This window comes from Hymenobacter psoromatis, assembly GCF_020012125.1.
Classification (GTDB): Bacteria; Bacteroidota; Bacteroidia; order Cytophagales; family Hymenobacteraceae; genus Hymenobacter; species Hymenobacter psoromatis.
Genome location: NZ_JAIFAG010000001.1, coordinates 4237588 through 4254243, shown reverse-complemented (window position 1 = coordinate 4254243; position 16656 = coordinate 4237588). Strand labels below are relative to the sequence as shown.

The window sequence follows — 16656 nt, the reverse complement described above, 5'->3', positions numbered from 1 at the left end:
TAAAAGCCAGCTAGTTCCCCTAATTGTCCAGCAATCGTAAAAGTTATCCACAAAAAGGCCGTTTTTGGCTGTGGATAAGTTGATAACTCGGTGAAGCAGGGATTATTCCTGTGTTACCAAAAGGCCCGCTGGCCAAGCAGCCTAGTAAAAAAGCCAACCCTAAATGGGTTGGCTTTTTCTGTAAGGTGCGGAGCTTATCCCCGCCCGTCGTTGTATAAATCCAGCGCCAACTGTTCGACACTAGCCCCTACCCCGTGAACGAGCGGAAGAGCAGAAACAGCAGCCCCGAGAGCACCATCGTGACGGGCAGCGTAAGCACCCAGGCCAGGGCAATGCTGCGCACCATGCTGGGGTTGATATTCTTGACGCCGCGGCTGGCCACCATGCTGCCCGCGATGGACGAGGTGAGCACGTGCGTAGTAGAGGTGGGTAGGCCCGACTGCGTACTCAGGCCAATCATGGCGGCCGCCACCAGCTCCGAGCTGGCGCCCTGGGCGTAGGTAAGGTGCTCCTTGCCGATGCGCTCGCCAATGGTTTTGACGATGCGCTGCCAGCCGATAGTGGTGCCGCAGGCCAAGGACAGCGACACCATCAGCAGCACCTGCCAGGGCGCATAGTCGGTGAAGGTTTTCATCTCCTCGATGGCCTTGGTGTAGGTAGCGCGGTCGGCAGTGCTGAGGGGTACCTGGTCGGAGCCCAGCAACTTTTTGCCCCGGTTGGCGAGCAGCAGAATGTCGCGCCGAATCTCGAAGCGGGCCTGCTTGGGCAGCTGGTCTACCTTGGTTTTGCCGGCGAATACGCGGTCGAGGTCGGCGGTTTGGAGGCGCACGGCGGCCAGCATCTCTTGGTCTTTAGTGCTCAGTACGCTAGGATTCAAGCGGTTGATAACATATTCGACCCGGCCGAGTGCGTCGCGCAGGTCGAGCGGATTCTTATTAGTATCCAGGGCAAAATGAATGGGTACGATGCCGATGAGAATGAGCATAATCAGCCCTACCCCTTTTTGCCCGTCGTTGGAGCCGTGAAAAAAGCTTACCAGCGTGCAGGTGGTGATGAGCGTGAGGCGGATAAACAAAGGCGGCGGCTTGCGCTTGTGAGGCTCCTTAAATAGTGCTTTGCTCGGAAAAAACCGCTTGAGCAGAAACATCGCCAGGATGGTAAAGGTGAAGCCCAGGATGGGGCTCAGCAGCAATGCCAGGCCGCTTTCGCCGGCCTTGCCCCAATTCACGGCCGCGCCCTGCCCGCCGGGCAGCAGTGAAAACGCAATGCCTACCCCCAGGATGGAGCCAATAAGCGCGTGCGACGACGACGACGGAATGCCGTAGTACCAGGTGCCGATGTTCCAGATGATGGCCGCTACAATGAGCGCGCCTACCATCGCAATGCCGTGGTACACGTTCTGGTCCACTAGGCTTTCGACGGGTAGTAGGTACACGATGCCCATCGCCACGCCAATGCCGCCCGAGAAGACCCCGATGAAGTTCCAGAAGGCCGACCACACCACCGCCACCCAGGGCCGCAGCGTGTTAGTGTAGATGACCGTGGCCACGGCGTTGGCCGTGTCGTGGAAGCCGTTAACGAATTCAAACGCGCAAGCGGCAAGCAAACAAGCCGCTAGTAGTAGTAATACATGGGGTTCAAGTCCGAACATAAAGAGGGGCCGGGGTGGGTAGCCGGCTCTGCAAAATTAGGCCGAGGTGAAGCTACTGGTATGTTACCGAATCGTGACCACAGATTCAAACGGATTTGGCATACCCATCTCAGCCACTAAATCTGTTTGAATCTGCGGTCTAACTTTGCTGCTTATGAGCAAGCCCACCACTGCCCCCGAAAGCACCCAGCTAAAAGACATTGTTGCCCACGCCAAGGAGTACGGTTTCGTATTCCAGTCCTCAGAAATATATGACGGCCTCGCCGCCGTGTATGACTACGGCCCCAACGGCGTGGAGCTGAAGAATAATTTGAAACGCCTGTGGTGGGAGGCCATGACCCAGCTGCACGGCAACGTGGTGGGCATCGACGCGGCCATTTTTATGGACCCCCGCACCTGGGAGGCCAGCGGCCACGTGGCGGGCTTCAACGACCCGCTTATTGATAACCTCGACAGCAAAAAGCGCTACCGCGCCGACGTGCTCCTCGAGGACCGAGCCGCCGAATACGAAAAAGCCGGCGACCCGGCCCGCGGTGCGGCCCTCACCACCGAGCTGGGCCGCTTGCTGACAGCCAATGACCTGGCCGGCGTGAAACAGCTCATCCTGGACGAGAAAATCACGGACCCGCTCTCCGGCTCCGGCAAGTGGACCGACGTGCGCCAGTTCAACCTGATGTTCAGCACGCAAGGCTCGGCCGTGGACTCGGACGCGCCGCCGGTGTACCTGCGGCCCGAAACGGCGCAGGGTATTTTCGTCAATTTTCTGAATGTGCAGAAGTCGGCGCGCCTGAAAATCCCGTTCGGTATCGCGCAGATTGGCAAGGCGTTCCGCAACGAAATTGTGGCCCGGCAGTTCATCTTCCGCATGCGCGAATTTGAGCAAATGGAGATGCAATTTTTCGTGCGCCCCGGCACCGAAGGTGAGTGGTACGACACCTGGAAGGCCGCCCGCCGTCGCTTCCACGAGGCACTGGGTCTACCCCCCGAAAAGCTGCGCTTCCACGACCACGACAAGCTGGCCCACTACGCCAAGGCCGCCGTGGACATTGAGTTTGAGTTTCCGTTCGGCTTCAAGGAAATCGAGGGCATCCACTCGCGGGGCGACTTCGACCTGACCCAGCACCAGACCCTGAGCCGCAAGAAGCAGCAGTACTTCGACAACGATATTGACCCGAGCACCGGCAAGCCCTACGGCAACTACGTGCCCTACGTAGTCGAAACCTCAGTGGGGGCCGACCGCCTGTTTCTCGCTACCCTCTGCCAAGCCTTTCAGGAAGAAGAGATTACCGAAGGCGAAGGCGCGGAGCAGACCACCAAAACCCGCACGTTTCTGAAGCTGTCCCCGGCCCTGGCACCCATCAAGGCCGCCATTTTCCCGCTGGTGCGCAAGGACGGAATGCCCGAAAAAGCCCAGCAGATTTTCGACGACCTGCGCTTTGATTTCCGCCTGGTCATCGAGGATAAGGACGCCATCGGCAAGCGCTACACCCGCCAGGACCTTATCGGCACGCCCTTCTGCATCGTGGTGGACGGCCAGACCCTGGAGGACGATACCGTGACGGTGCGCGACCGCGACACCCGCCAGCAAGTGCGCTTGCCCATCAGCGCGTTGCGCGGCTACATCGGCGAGGCTGTGAGCTTCAAGAACGTGCTGGCGAAGTTGTAAGGGCGCACCTTTTGCTGAACATGCGTCGTTTAGCCGTTACTCACTAACTTCTTTTATTATGCTGCGCTACATTCACGACCGCATTACCGTTGACCCTGACCTGTGCGGGGGTAGGCCCACCATAAGGGGCAAGCGGCTGACCGTGCAAACGGTACTGGAGTTTTTGGCGGCCGGCGATTCGCCTGAAGAAATTTTGGAAGACTATGAGTTTCTAGAGCTGGCTGATATTAAGGCTTGCCAGCAGTTTGCGATGAAAACGGCGTTGGAAACGCTGAGTCACCGGGTGTATTTGCCAACGGCGGCGTAATCACAGACAGGTTCGATTGGCAAGTGGCGATTTTCCGGCCCCCTGTCAACTCACTTCCTTTGGCACATGAACAAATTCCTGATTGATGCCAACCTGCCTAAGCGGCTCCGCTTCTGGCGCGACGATGCTTGTTTATTTCTCCCTGATAATGAATGGCACGATAGCTTAGTTTGGCGCTACGCTCGTGATAACAACTTAATTATTGTAACCAAAGACGGCGACTTTGAGAAAATGGCGCTAACTATTGGCCCACCCGTTGTAATTCTATTGTGCGTGGGCGCAGCCTCACGTCGAGAATTGTGGGGCATCTTGCAGCAGTGGTGGCCCGCCGCCCGCTTGGCTAGTCAGCAACCCAATTGCCGGCTGGTACGCATCTTTCCCGATTGTATTGAAGTAGTCTGATTCGCTAATTACCTAAGCTTATGTGGGGACATATCGCCCTCTTTATCATCAAGTTCCGCCGGATTTTGCTGATACTTATTGCCGTTTCGACCCTGGGCATGGCCTGGATAGCGAAGGACGTGCAGATGACCTACGACTTTGCCCAGGTCGTAAGCCCGAAGGACCCGGACATGGTGTACTTCCAGCAGTTCAAAAAAACCTTCGGCGAGGATGGCAACATCCTGGTGCTCGGGATGCAGGACAGCTCCGTGTACCAGCTTAAAAACTTTCGGCTGTATGACCAGCTCGCCAATGAGTTGGTGAAGGTGCCCGGCGTATCGGGTGTGCTAGGCCTACCCAAACTCATTCAGATTGAGAAGGATACGGTGAACAACAGCTTCGTGACCGCGCCCGTTTTTGCGAAGCCGCCCACCAGCCAGGCTCAGCTCGACTCGCTGATGCGGGTGGTGAACAACATCGAGTTTTACCAGGGCCAGGTGATTGCGCCGCGCACCGGGGCCACGCTGCTGGCCGTGACGCTCGACCCCAAGTGGTTGAACTCGGATAAGCGCAAGGAGGTGATGGCGACTATCCTGGACCTGAGCGGGAAGTTTGAGAAAGCTTCGGGTATCAAGCTGCACTACGCGGGCCTACCCTACGTGCGCTCCACGATGACGAGCAAGGTATCGGCCGAGATGAAGTTCTTCGCCGGGCTGATGGTAGTGGTGATGGCCGTTATCCTCTACATCTTCTTCCGCACGTGGTCGGCGGTGGTGGTGCCCTTGCTGGTGGTCGTTATAGTGATGATTTGGTGCATTGCCAGCATTGTGCTGCTGGGCTTTAAGATTAACCTGCTTACGGGCCTGATACCCAGTATTCTGGTGGTTATCAGCGTGCCCAACTGCACCTATCTGCTCTCACGCTACCACTACGACTACCGCAAATCGGGCAACCAGATACTGGCCATGACGCGGGTTATCCGCAAAATCGGCCTCATCACGCTGGTCAATAACACGACCACGGCCATCGGCTTTTTCGTGTTCACCTTCACCGATATTGCTATTCTGTTCCAGTTTGGGCTAGTGGCCACGATTAACATTTTCGTGGCCTTCATCATCAGCTTCATCATGATTCCGGCGGTATTTACCTACCTGCCCGGCCCCACTGATAAGCAGCTGGAGCACCTCGACTCGAAGCCGCTGGTGGGCATCATCCACTTTCTCGATTTCATTGTGCTGCGGCGGCGGCGCACCATCTACATCACGGCGGCGGTGCTGGTGGGGCTGGCGGCCATCGGTATTTCGCGCATCGAGGCCGTGTCGTTTATGGTGGACGACCTACCCAAGCAAAGCTCCGTTAATGAAGACCTGAGCTTCTTCGAGGCCCGTTTTGGTGGGGTAATGCCGCTGGAGTTTGTGGTGGATACCAAGCAGCCCAAGGGTCTACTGAAGCTAGCTAACTTACAGAAAATTGACCAGTTCGATAAATTTCTGCAAGCCCAGCCCGAGCTGTCCACGCCCATCAGCATGGTCACGTTTTTGAAGGCCGCCAAACAGGCGTTCTACAATGGCGACCCCGATTTTTATAAATTACCGAATAACGATGATAAGAACTTCATCCTGAGTTACTTGGCTAATTCGCAGGGGCAGGGTAAAAACTCGACCGGCAAGCTGCTCAAAACCTTCATGGACAGCACCCAGCAGCGCGCCCGCATCAGCGTGAAAATCGCCGATATCGGTTCGCACAAGCTGGATACGCTGGTGAATAAGCGGATTGAGCCGGCCATTAAGCGCATCTTCGCCGGCACCGATATGGTGGTGCGCCGCACGGGCACTACGGTGATTTTTACGAAGGGCAACGAGTACGTCATTGGCACCTTGGGCGAGAGCTTGATGTGGGCGTTCGGGCTGGTGGCCGTGGTGGTGCTGCTGCTATTCCACTCGGTGCGCACCATCTTCTACGCGCTCACGCCCAATATCTTAACCCTGACCCTGACGGCTGGCGTGATGGGCTACTTCGGCATTGCACTCAAGCCTAGCACGGCCCTGATTTACGTGATTGCCCTAGGCATCGACGGTGACAATTCGATTCACCTGCTGGCCAAATTCCGGCAGGAGATGGCCATGTCCGGCAAGAGCGTAAGCGAGGCCATTACCAATACGCTGAGTGAGGCTGGGTCGAGCATGTTTTACACCAGCATTGTGCTCTTTATTGGGTTTAGCATCTACAGCTTTAGCGAGTTTGGTGGCACCAAGGCGCTGGGCGTGCTCATGGGCGCGTCGCTGCTCATTACCAACTTCTCGAACCTGGTTTTCCTGCCGGCGCTGCTGGTCACTTTTGAGCGGGGCGGCAGCTGGAAAACACCCAAAGCGGCCCTAGTGCACCACTACGATGAGAACTACCACGAGGAAGACGACGACATGGACCTAGACTTGCAACGCCTGAGCGTGGAGCGGACGCCGGTAAAGACGACGTAACGAGTTGATTTAAAGTAAAAAGAACGTCATGCAGACCTAAGGGAAGCATCTCGCTCGCTTCGCTGAAGTAGTAACCCCAACGTCAGCCTGCGAGATGCTTCCCTTCGGTCTGCATGACGAACGAACAAAAAGCTAACAGCTAGCAGCCATAAGCTAATAGCTAATAATACAATGACTTACCCCGAATACAAGCAGCCGCTCGACTACGCCAAGCTCGCCACCGATGTGCGGGCCTATTGGGATGCGAACGGCATTTTTGAGAAGAGCGTGAGCAGCCGCGAGGGCCAACCCATGTTCGTGTTTTACGAGGGCCCACCCTCGGCCAACGGCCAGCCCGGCATCCACCACGTGATGGCGCGGGCGGTGAAGGACATCTTCTGCCGCTACCAGACGCAACTCGGCAAGCAGGTGCCCCGCAAGGGCGGCTGGGACACCCACGGCCTGCCCATCGAGCTGCAAGTGGAGAAGGAGCTGGGCATCACGAAGGAGGATATCGGCCACAAAATCAGCGTCGAAGAATACAACCAGCGCTGCCGCGAAACCGTGATGCGCTTCAAGGCGCAGTGGGACGAGCTGACCCAGCAAATGGGCTACTGGGTGGACCTCGACGACCCCTACATCACCTTCGAGCCCGAGTATATCGAGAGCTGCTGGGCCTTGCTTAAGAAGCTCTACGACAAGGGTTTCCTCTACAAAGGCTACACCATTCAGCCCTACTCGCCCGCCGCTGGCACCGGCCTCAGCTCGCACGAGCTGAACCAGCCCGGCACGTATAAGGACGTGAAGGACACGACCATCGTAGCGCAGTTTAAGGTGGTACGCGATGCGGTTTCAGAGAAGCTGTTTGATTCATTGAATCAGAGCCTCGAAACTTATTTCTTAGCCTGGACAACGACACCATGGACTCTACCTGCTAATACTTCTTTAGCTGTTGGTCCTAAGATTCAATATTGGGTCGTTGGCTGCTACAACCCTTATACATTCAAAAAGCAGACAGTTATTTTAGCCAAAAGTCGTTTCAGCGCCTACTTCGATTTAGTTGGTCATAATGTCTCTGATTTAAGCGTTGGTGATAAAGTTTGGGTAAGAACAGTTCCGGCTCTTGACGACAAAGCGCCTTTACCCGAATACCTATCTGATGATGATAAACCGCTAGTTTACAGCAAGGGTAAGCTTGCAACTTGGCAGATATTGGGTGAATTCACAGGAGCTGACCTAGTAGGTATTCATTACGAGCGCCTGTTCGACACCGAGGCTGGTTTCCCGCACTTTGACGGCGAAGAAAACGCTTTCCGCGTTATAGTGGGCGACTTCGTAACCACCGAAGACGGCACGGGCATCGTCCACATTTCGCCCACGTTTGGCGCGGACGACTTCCGGGTGGCGCAGCTCAACGGTATCCCCGCGCTGATGCTGCCCGATAAGGAGGGCACCCTTGGCCCCATCGTGGACCGAACGGGCCGCTACGTGGCGCAGATGGGCGAGTTTGGTGGCCGCTGGGTGAAGAACTACGACGGCCACGACCAGAGCGCCGCCGACTATAAAACGTTGGACGAGAGCATCGCCATTCGGATGCGCACCAACGGCACGGCCTTCAAAACCGAGAAGTACGAGCACACCTACCCCCACTGCTGGCGCACCGACAAGCCGGTGCTCTACTACCCCCTCGATTCGTGGTTTATCAAGACCACGGCCGTGAAGGACCGGCTCATCGAACTGAACAAAACCATCAACTGGAAGCCCGAAAGCACCGGCACCGGCCGCTTCGGCAACTGGCTCGAAAACCTGGTGGACTGGAACCTCAGCCGCTCGCGCTACTGGGGCACGCCGCTGCCCATCTGGCGCACCCAGGACCGCACCGAGGAAATCTGCATCGGCAGCATCGCCGAGCTAAAGGCGGAGATTGACAAGGCCATAGTAGCCGAAGTCATGACCCACAACCCCTACGCCAACGGCGAAAAAATCGACCTGCACCGGCCGTATGTGGACGATATTTTCCTGGTTTCGTCCAGCGGCCAGCCCATGTACCGCGAGCCCGACCTCATCGACGTGTGGTTTGACTCGGGCGCGGTGCCGTATGCGCAGTGGCACTATCCGTTTGAGAATCAGGAAAAATTTGCTAAGAATTTCCCCGCCGATTTCATCGCCGAAGGCGTGGACCAAACCCGCGGCTGGTTCTTCACGCTGCACGCGCTGGCCGTGATGCTGGAAGACTCGGTAGCCTTCAAAAACGTGATTGCCAACGGCTTGGTGCTCGATAAAAACGGCAACAAGATGAGCAAGCGCCTCGGCAACGCCGTGGACCCGTTTGCGACCATCGCGCAGTACGGCCCCGACGCCACCCGCTGGTACATGATTGCCAACGCGCCGCCGTGGGATAACCTCAAGTTTGATTCGGCTGGCATTACGGAGGTGCAGCGCCGCTTCTTTGGCACGCTGTTCAACACGTATTCTTTCTTCGCGCTGTACGCAAATCTGGATGGGTTCCAGGTCAGCCCTACCCCCCTGCCGGTGGCCGACCGCACCGAGCTGGACCGCTGGATTCTGAGCAAGCTGCAAAGCCTCCTGGCCGAAGTACGCGGCCATTTCGACAGCTACGACCCCACGAAAGCCGCCCGCGCCATCCAGGATTTCGTGACGGACCAGCTCTCCAACTGGTACGTGCGCCTCTCACGCCGCCGCTTCTGGAAAGGCGAGCTAACGACCGATAAGCAAGCCGCTTACGAGACGCTGCACGAGTGCCTGAGTACCGTGGCGCAGCTCATGGCACCCATCGCGCCCTTCTTTGCTGACTGGCTCTATGGCAACCTGACGAAAGGGGAGGGGGTAGCAGAATCCGTTCACCTCACATACCTCGCCGAAGCCGATACAACGCTCATCGACCAAGCTTTGGAAGAGCGCATGGAGCTGGCCCAGCGCATCAGCTCGCTTACGCACTCGCTGCGCAAGAAGTCGGTGCTGAAGGTGCGCCAGCCCTTGCAGCGCATCTTGGTGCCGGTGCTGAATGACTCTACCAAGGAGCAGGTTAGGCTAGTAGAAGACCTTATCTGCGCCGAGGTCAACGTGAAGCACATCGAGTTTCTGGACGACACGAGCGGCGTGTTGGTGAAGTCGGTGAAGCCCAATTTCAAGCGTCTTGGCCAGGTGTACGGCCCGCGCCTCAAGGCCGTGGGCGCGCGCATCCAAACCCTGAGCCCCAGCGAGCTAAGCCAGCTCGAAAAGCAAGGCGAGCTAGCCGTAGAAGTGGAGGGCGAAACGCTCACGCTGCACCTCGACGAAGTTGAAATCCGCACCCAGGACCTGCCCGGCTGGCTCGTGGCCACTGATGGCCCGCTGACCGTGGCCCTCGACGTGACCCTCACCGACGCGCTGCGTCAGGAGGGCCTGGCCCGCGAGCTGGTCAACCGCCTGCAGAACCTGCGCAAAGACTCGGGCCTCGAAGTGCAGGACCGCATCCAGGTTGCATTAGCTGCCAGCGCGCCGGCCGAGCTGCACGCCGCTGTGGCCGCGTTTGGCGACTACATCCGCGAAGAAGTGCAGGCCCTGCGCCTGGACTTTATGCCCGAAGTGGCTGGCGGCGCGTTGCTGGAGTTTGACGACTTCTCGGTGACCGCCAAAGTAGACGTAGTAACTACCTGACTGTGAGAGGCCCGGCCGCACCTAAAAATGCGGTCGGGTTTTCTCGCGCACAACGCATTTCTTTCGCCGTTTTTAAAGGTTCTGAAACCTCCTAATTCGGTATAAAACAGTACAAAGTAACTAGAGTTTCACCAGTGCCGACCGATTCACCCGTAGCTTATTCTTTGTCGCCACGCCCGCCGGCGCGGCGCGGCAGCGTACTGCCCTTTTTTCTGCTTGCTCTGCTAGTTATTATCCTCGACCAGCTTTCCAAATACTTGGTGCATAAGCATATGCAGCTGGGTCAGATGGGCGAGATTCTGCTGATTGGGCACTGGCTTAAGCTCGACTATACGACCAACCCCGGCATGGCTTTCGGCGTGGAGCTGCTGCCGCCGCCCTACGGTAAGCTGTTGCTGACGGGCTTCCGGCTGCTAGCTGTGGGCGGGCTGAGTTATTACATCACGTATTTATGGCGGCACCGGGCGGCGGCGGGCTTCATTGCCTGCATGACGCTCATCCTGGGCGGGGCCGTGGGCAACGTGGTAGACTCGGTTTTTTACGGTATCATTTATCACAATGCGCCCTTTGGCTCGCCTACCCCCTGGTTTTTCGGGCAAGTCATCGACATGATTTACGTGGACATTTACGAGGGCTTCCTACCCGCCTCCTGGCCGCTCATCGGTGGGAAGTACGTCTCGCTCTGGCCTATTTTTAACCTCGCCGACTCGTCCATCTTTATCGGCGTGGCGCTGATTCTGCTGTTGCAAGGGCGGTTTTTCAAGCAGACGGAGCAGAATACCACGTTGGTTGCTCCGGCTCCGCCAGCTTCGGATACTGCCCAGTAAACTTGCGGCGCGGTGCTCTCCGCGCCGCTTCTTTTTGCCCCTCATGCCCTTACTCACCGTCGAAAACCTGACAGTTGACTTCCGCTCACGGCGCACGGATACCCGCGCCGTGGCGGGCGTGTCATTCGCGGTGGGTAGGGGCGAGGTGGTGGCGATTGTGGGCGAGTCGGGCTCGGGCAAGTCGGTGACGTCGCTGGCGCTACTGGGGCTGCTGCAAAAGCCGGCGGCGTACATTGCCAGCGGCACGGCGCGGTTTGAGTCGGAAAAACTGGGCGAAGTGGACTTGCTGCAACTCTCCGAAACGGAGCTGCAGCAGGTGCGGGGCAACGACATCAGCATGATTTTTCAGGAGCCCATGACCTCCCTGAACCCCGTGCTGACCTGCGGCTACCAGGTGGTGGAGGCCCTGCGGCTGCACACCACGCTCAGCAAAAAGGAGGCCGAGGCCCGCACCATCGAGCTGTTTACGGAGGCGCAGCTGCCGCGGCCGGCCGCCATTTTCAAAGACTACCCCCACGAAATCAGCGGGGGCCAGAAGCAGCGGGTGATGATTGCGATGGCGATGGCCTGCCGCCCCGCCCTGCTCATCGCCGACGAGCCCACTACGGCCCTCGACGTGACGGTGCAGGCCCGCATCCTGGACCTCATCCGCGACCTGCGGCGCGACTACGGTACGGCCGTGCTCTTCATCACTCACGACCTGGGTGTGGTGGCCGAAATCGCCGACCGCATCCTAGTCATGTACCAGGGTAGGATGGTGGAGCAAGGCTCCGTGCTTGACATTTTTACCAACCCGCAGCACCCCTACACCAAGGGCCTGCTGGCCTGCCGGCCGCGGTTGTCAATCGGCAAAAGCCGCCTGCCGGTGGTGGCTGATTTCATGCAGGTAAATGCCGCCGGGGAACTGGTGGCGCGGGTGGCTGGCGGAGGGGCAGAGTCGCTGCGAGCCGATGCTGCCCAGTTACGAAGCAATTCTGACACTGCCAAAGCGTTCCCCGTGGAACAAAAAACGGGTTTGGTAGGGGAGCCTACCCCCCTGCTCCAGGTCGAAGACCTGCGGGTATACTTCCCCATTCGCAAAGGATTTTTTACGCGCACTACCGAGTTTGTGCGGGCCGTAGACGACGTAAGCTTTACCATTTATCCCGGCGAGACGGTGGGTCTGGTGGGTGAGTCGGGCTGCGGCAAGACGACGCTGGGCCGGGCCCTACTGCGCCTTACGGAACCAACGTCCGGGCGCATTTTGTTTGAAGGCGTTGACCTAGCTCGGCTGCCGGCCGGCGAATTGCGCCACCGGCGGCGCGAGTTTCAACTGGTATTTCAGGACCCGTTCGCGGCCTTAAACCCGATGCTGACGGTGGGCGAGGCCATCCTGGAGCCGCTGCGGGTGCATGGGGTAGGCGGGCCGCGCGCCGAGCAAAGGGCCAGGGTGCGCGAGCTGCTGCGTACCGTGGGCCTGAGCGACGACGCGGAGCAGCGCTACCCCCATGAGTTCAGTGGCGGGCAGCGCCAGCGCATTTGCATTGCGCGGGCGCTGGCGCTGCGGCCCAAACTTATTGTGTGCGACGAGTCGGTGTCGGCGCTCGACGTGAGCGTGCAGGCGCAGGTGCTCAACCTGCTCAATGACCTGAAGCGGGAGTTGGGCATTACCTATCTTTTTATCACCCACGACTTATCAGTAGCGCGGTTTATGAGCGACCGGCTGCTGGTGATGAGCCAAGGCAAAATCGTGGAGAGCGGCCCGGCGGCTGAGGTCTACGCCCACCCGCAGGACCCGTACACGCAGCAGTTGCTGGCCGCCATTCCGAGCGACGACCCGGCCCACATCCGGGCGCGGGTAGGATAGGGGGCTGGCTCTACCTGCGCCCAAATGCGGGCCGGCTGCCTCAGCTAACCTCATCGGTCGGTTCAGGTCAACATCGTTTACTTATTGCCGTTTATACGGTGGGCGGGGGCCAGCCCCGCATTCTACATTTATCCCCGCGCCGCCTTCGTCAATCTTCCTCCAAGCTGTCTGGCGGCCGTCTTACCCAATTCATGAAAAACCCCCAAGACCCCGCCGCCCCCCGCGCCTCCCGCGCGAAGGCAGCCCCCGCCACTAAGGCTCCTAAAGCTGCTAAAACCCCTGCCCCCCCCGCCCCGGCCGGCTTGAGCCAAGACCTGGTGTACCGCCAGTTTGCCGATAACCCCGGCAAGGTGCTGGGCTATCGACAGCTGTCGCGCCGCCTCGGCATCACCACCAAAACGCAGCGCGAGGAGCTGTTTGCTCATCTCAAAGAGTTGAAAAAAACGGGCCGCCTGGAACTGCTGCAAAACGACGAATACCGCCTGGCCAACCCCACCGACCTGCAAGCAGCCGCCAGCGCCGCTAAGGGCCGCCAACCGGCTCGCAAAGCGCCCGCTGCCCCCGCGCCTACCCCCGAGCCGGTGCTGGAAGAAGAGTTTGGCCAGGACCCCATTGTGCACCGCCGCCGCTCAGCGGGCTTCGACCACGTGGGCGATGGCCCCGAACGCCGGCCGCACCGCGACAGCAATACTGTTATCGGCACGGTGGCGTTGGCTACCCCCCGCTTTGCCTTCGTAGTGCGCGAAGACAGCGAGGGCGATGATATCCGCATCTTCACCGACCAGCTGCGCTACGCCCTCGATGGTGACTTGGTGCGGGTGCGCCTGCGCGGTGTGCGCGACGGCCGCCTTACCGGCGACGTGGTAGAGGTGCTCAAGCGCCAGCGCGTGGAGGTGGTGGGCCGCTTGCAACTGCACGGCTCCATCGGCTTTGTGAAGCCGGATAACCGCAAGTCGTACTTCGACGTGATGGTGCCGCCCGACGGGCTGGCCGATTCGCGCAACGGCGACAAGGTGCTGGTGCGCATCACCGAGTTTCCGGACCACGAAGGGCAGGGTAAGAATCCGGTGGGTACCATTGTGCGCAACTTCGGGGCGGCCGGCGAGAATGAGGCCGAGATAAACGCCATCATGGCCGAGTTTGGCCTACCCTTCGAATTTCCGAGCGCGGTGGAGGAGGAGGCCGAGGCCATCCCGACCCGTATTTCCAAGGAGGAAATTGCCAAGCGCCGCGACTTCCGCGACGTGCTTACCTTCACCATCGACCCGGCCGATGCCAAGGACTTCGACGATGCGCTGAGCCTGCGCACGCTGGAAAATGGCAACTACGAAGTGGGCGTGCACATTGCCGACGTGACGCACTACGTGCGCCTAGGTACGGAGCTGGAGCGCGAGGGCAAGAGCCGCGCTACCTCGGTATACCTGGTGGACCGCGTGATTCCGATGCTGCCCGAAAACCTCTCGAATGGCCTGTGCTCGCTACGGCCCAAGGAGGACAAGCTGACCTTCTCGGCCGTGTTTGAGCTGGATGAGAAGGGCAAGCTGGTGGACTCGTGGTTTGGCAAAACGGTCATTCATTCCGACCGCCGCTTCAGCTATGAGGACGCGCAGGCGCGCATCGAAACCGGCGAGGGCGACCTGGCCGCAGAGGTGAACCTGCTGAACAGCCTGGCCAAAAAGCTCTCGGCCGAGCGCTTCCGCAAGGGGGCCATTAGCTTCGAAACCCAGGAAGTGAAATTCAAATTGGGGGAGGATGGCAAGCCGCTGGGCGTGTACGTGAAGGAGCGCAAGGACGCGCACAAGCTCATCGAAGAGTTTATGCTGCTCGCCAACAAGCGGGTGGCCGAGTTCGTGTTTGGCCTCAAGAAGACCAAGCCGCGCTTCACGATGGTGTACCGCACCCACGACGCGCCCGACCCCGACCGCCTCGAAAACTTCGCCCTGTTTGCCCAAAAATTCGGCTACAAGCTGAACCTGGCCAACCCCAAAAAAATCAGCACCGAGCTCAATAAGCTCAGCGAGGATGTGGTGGGCAAGCCCGAGCAGAATGTGATTCAGGGCCTGGCCATCCGCTCCATGTCGAAGGCTATTTATACTACCGAGCCGCTGGGGCACTTCGGCCTGGCCTTTGCGCACTACTCGCACTTCACCTCGCCCATTCGCCGCTACCCCGACATGATGGCCCACCGCCTGCTGGAGTACTACCTCGAAGGGGGCAAGAACGCGGCCGTGGAGCCCGTGGAGGAAGCCTGCAAGCACTCCTCAGCCCGCGAGAAGATGGCGGCCAACGCCGAGCGCGCCAGCATCAAATACAAGCAGGTCGAGTACATCGGCGCGCACATCGGCGAGGAGTTTACCGGCGTTGTGTCGGGCCTTACCGAGCGCGGTATTTACGTCGAGATTGAGGCGAATAAGTGCGAGGGCATGATTCGCATCTCCGACATTCCGGGCGACACGTTTGAGCTGGACAAGGAGAACTACCGCATCGTGGGCCGCGGCTCGAAGCGCATTATCCAGTTCGGCGACGAGCTGCAAGTCATCGTGACTTCGGCCAACCTGCTCGACCGCACCATCGACATGGAGCTGGTGGATAATCGCCCCGAGCACGTGAAGCAGCGCGAGCGCGCCGAGCGCGAAGCCGGCCGCGGTGGCCGCAGCGCTCGCAACCGCGACGGCAACAGCAAAGGCAGCGGCCACAAGGGTAGCAGTGGCGGCGGCCGGGGGGGTAGGGAAGGCGGCAAGCGCCGCCGGTAGGAAGTAGCGCGAAGTTTCCACTTCGTGCGCGAGCGCAGCGAGCAGGCGGCACCGGGTGGCGCGCACGACCATGCTCGCTGCACTCGCGCACGAAGTGGAAACTTCGCGCTACTGGTACCTTTGCCCTGTGCAATCCGACCTCTCCGCCCTCCTCCAGCAAGCCCTAGCTGAGCTTGATTACGGCCAGCAGCCCGCTACCCTCTACGACCCCATTCGCTACCTCATAGGCCTTGGCGGCAAACGCCTGCGGCCCTTGCTGACGCTGCTCGGCGGCCAGCTTTTCACCGACGACGTGCGGCCTCTTGTGAAGCCCGCCCTGGCGCTGGAAATCTTCCACAACTTTACCCTGGTCCACGATGACCTGATGGACCAAGCCCCGCTGCGGCGCGGCCAGCCCACAGTGCACGCGCGCTGGAACCCGAGCACGGCCATTCTCAGCGGCGACGTAATGCTGGTGCGAGCCTACGAATTACTGGTCGAAAACGTACCCCTACCCTTGTTGCCGCAGGTGTTGCGCCGCTTCTCCCAAACCGCCGCCGAAGTGTGCGAGGGCCAGCAGTGGGATATGAATTTTGAGGTTGAAATCAGCGTCACCATCCCGCAATACCTGGACATGATTCGGCTGAAAACGGCCGTGCTGCTGGGCTTCGCCCTGGAGCTGGGTGCGGTGCTGGCCGGCGCTGCGGTTACCGATGCGGAGCACCTGCGTCAGTTTGGCACCGACATCGGCCTGGCTTTCCAGTTGCGCGACGACCTGTTGGACGTGTACGGCGACGCGGCGACCTTCGGCAAGCGGGTGGGTGGCGACATTATTTCGGACAAGAAAACCTACCTGCTCCTCACTGCTCAGGCGCAGGCCAATGCCGCCCAGCGCGCCGCCCTGGCTCGCCACATCGGCCAGCCCGTGCCCGACGAGGAAGCGAAGGTGCAAGCCGTGCGCGCGGTGTATGATGAACTGGAAATTCGCCCCCAGACCGAGGCGCTCATCAACGACTACTTCCAGGCCGCCCTGCTGCATCTGGAGCGCTTGAGCGTGCCCGCCGCTCGCAAAGAGCCCCTGCGGCAGCTGGCCTTACAGCTGCTGGAGCGCGAATCATAAGCCGCCTACC

At 59.5% G+C, this 16656-nt stretch carries 10 protein-coding genes; 9 read left to right on the top strand and 1 reads right to left on the bottom strand.

What is annotated here, in order from left to right; genetic code table 11:
- Nucleotides 1-247: 247 nt before the first annotated feature.
- On the bottom strand, nt 248-1651 hold the full coding sequence (locus tag LC531_RS18370; protein WP_223652880.1) for an inorganic phosphate transporter: 1404 nt from the start codon (nt 1649-1651) through the stop codon (nt 248-250).
- Nucleotides 1652-1805: 154 nt separating this feature from the next.
- On the opposite strand from LC531_RS18370, the gene LC531_RS18365 reads away from it, so the two are divergent.
- The 9 genes from LC531_RS18365 (at nt 1806) to LC531_RS18325 (ending at nt 16646) form a co-directional block, all read left to right on the top strand.
- A complete protein-coding gene (locus LC531_RS18365) occupies nt 1806-3317 on the top strand; it encodes a glycine--tRNA ligase (RefSeq protein WP_223652878.1) in 1512 nt (503 codons plus the stop codon).
- Between the two features lie 58 nt (nt 3318-3375).
- Nucleotides 3376-3624: a DUF433 domain-containing protein gene (locus LC531_RS18360; protein ID WP_223652876.1), complete on the top strand. Its 249-nt coding sequence runs from the start codon at nt 3376-3378 to the stop codon at nt 3622-3624.
- Nucleotides 3625-3690: 66 nt separating this feature from the next.
- Complete coding sequence (locus tag LC531_RS18355) at nt 3691-4026, top strand: DUF5615 family PIN-like protein (RefSeq protein WP_223652874.1); 336 nt, start codon at nt 3691-3693, stop codon at nt 4024-4026.
- A 20-nt stretch (nt 4027-4046) separates the two neighbouring features.
- Nucleotides 4047-6482 carry an efflux RND transporter permease subunit gene (locus LC531_RS18350; protein ID WP_223652872.1) on the top strand — a complete coding sequence of 812 codons (2436 nt, stop codon included), beginning with the start codon at nt 4047-4049 and terminating at the stop codon, nt 6480-6482.
- 171 nt (nt 6483-6653) lie between these two features.
- Nucleotides 6654-10121, top strand: coding sequence for an isoleucine--tRNA ligase (gene ileS / locus LC531_RS18345; protein ID WP_223652870.1), 3468 nt, complete (start codon nt 6654-6656; stop codon nt 10119-10121).
- Between the two features lie 164 nt (nt 10122-10285).
- Nucleotides 10286-10948: a lipoprotein signal peptidase gene (locus tag LC531_RS18340; RefSeq protein ID WP_223652863.1), complete on the top strand. Its 663-nt coding sequence runs from the start codon at nt 10286-10288 to the stop codon at nt 10946-10948.
- A 43-nt stretch (nt 10949-10991) separates the two neighbouring features.
- Entirely contained in the window at nt 10992-12794 is a 1803-nt protein-coding gene (locus LC531_RS18335; protein ID WP_223652862.1) for an ABC transporter ATP-binding protein, read from the top strand.
- A 191-nt stretch (nt 12795-12985) separates the two neighbouring features.
- A complete protein-coding gene (gene rnr / locus LC531_RS18330) occupies nt 12986-15547 on the top strand; it encodes a ribonuclease R (protein WP_223652861.1) in 2562 nt (853 codons plus the stop codon).
- Between the two features lie 127 nt (nt 15548-15674).
- The gene (locus LC531_RS18325; RefSeq protein ID WP_223652857.1) at nt 15675-16646 is read left to right on the top strand and encodes a polyprenyl synthetase family protein; all 972 of its coding nucleotides are present in this window, start codon (nt 15675-15677) and stop codon (nt 16644-16646) included.
- The last annotated feature ends 10 nt before the right edge of the window (nt 16647-16656 follow it).

Coding starts and splice junctions, on each gene's coding strand:
- LC531_RS18370 (WP_223652880.1), bottom strand. CDS start 1,651: ATGTTCGGACTTGAACCCCATGTATTACTACTACTAGCGGCTTGTTTG.
- LC531_RS18365 (WP_223652878.1), top strand. CDS start 1,806: ATGAGCAAGCCCACCACTGCCCCCGAAAGCACCCAGCTAAAAGACATT.
- LC531_RS18360 (WP_223652876.1), top strand. CDS start 3,376: ATGCTGCGCTACATTCACGACCGCATTACCGTTGACCCTGACCTGTGC.
- LC531_RS18355 (WP_223652874.1), top strand. CDS start 3,691: ATGAACAAATTCCTGATTGATGCCAACCTGCCTAAGCGGCTCCGCTTC.
- LC531_RS18350 (WP_223652872.1), top strand. CDS start 4,047: ATGTGGGGACATATCGCCCTCTTTATCATCAAGTTCCGCCGGATTTTG.
- ileS (WP_223652870.1), top strand. CDS start 6,654: ATGACTTACCCCGAATACAAGCAGCCGCTCGACTACGCCAAGCTCGCC.
- LC531_RS18335 (WP_223652862.1), top strand. CDS start 10,992: ATGCCCTTACTCACCGTCGAAAACCTGACAGTTGACTTCCGCTCACGG.
- rnr (WP_223652861.1), top strand. CDS start 12,986: ATGAAAAACCCCCAAGACCCCGCCGCCCCCCGCGCCTCCCGCGCGAAG.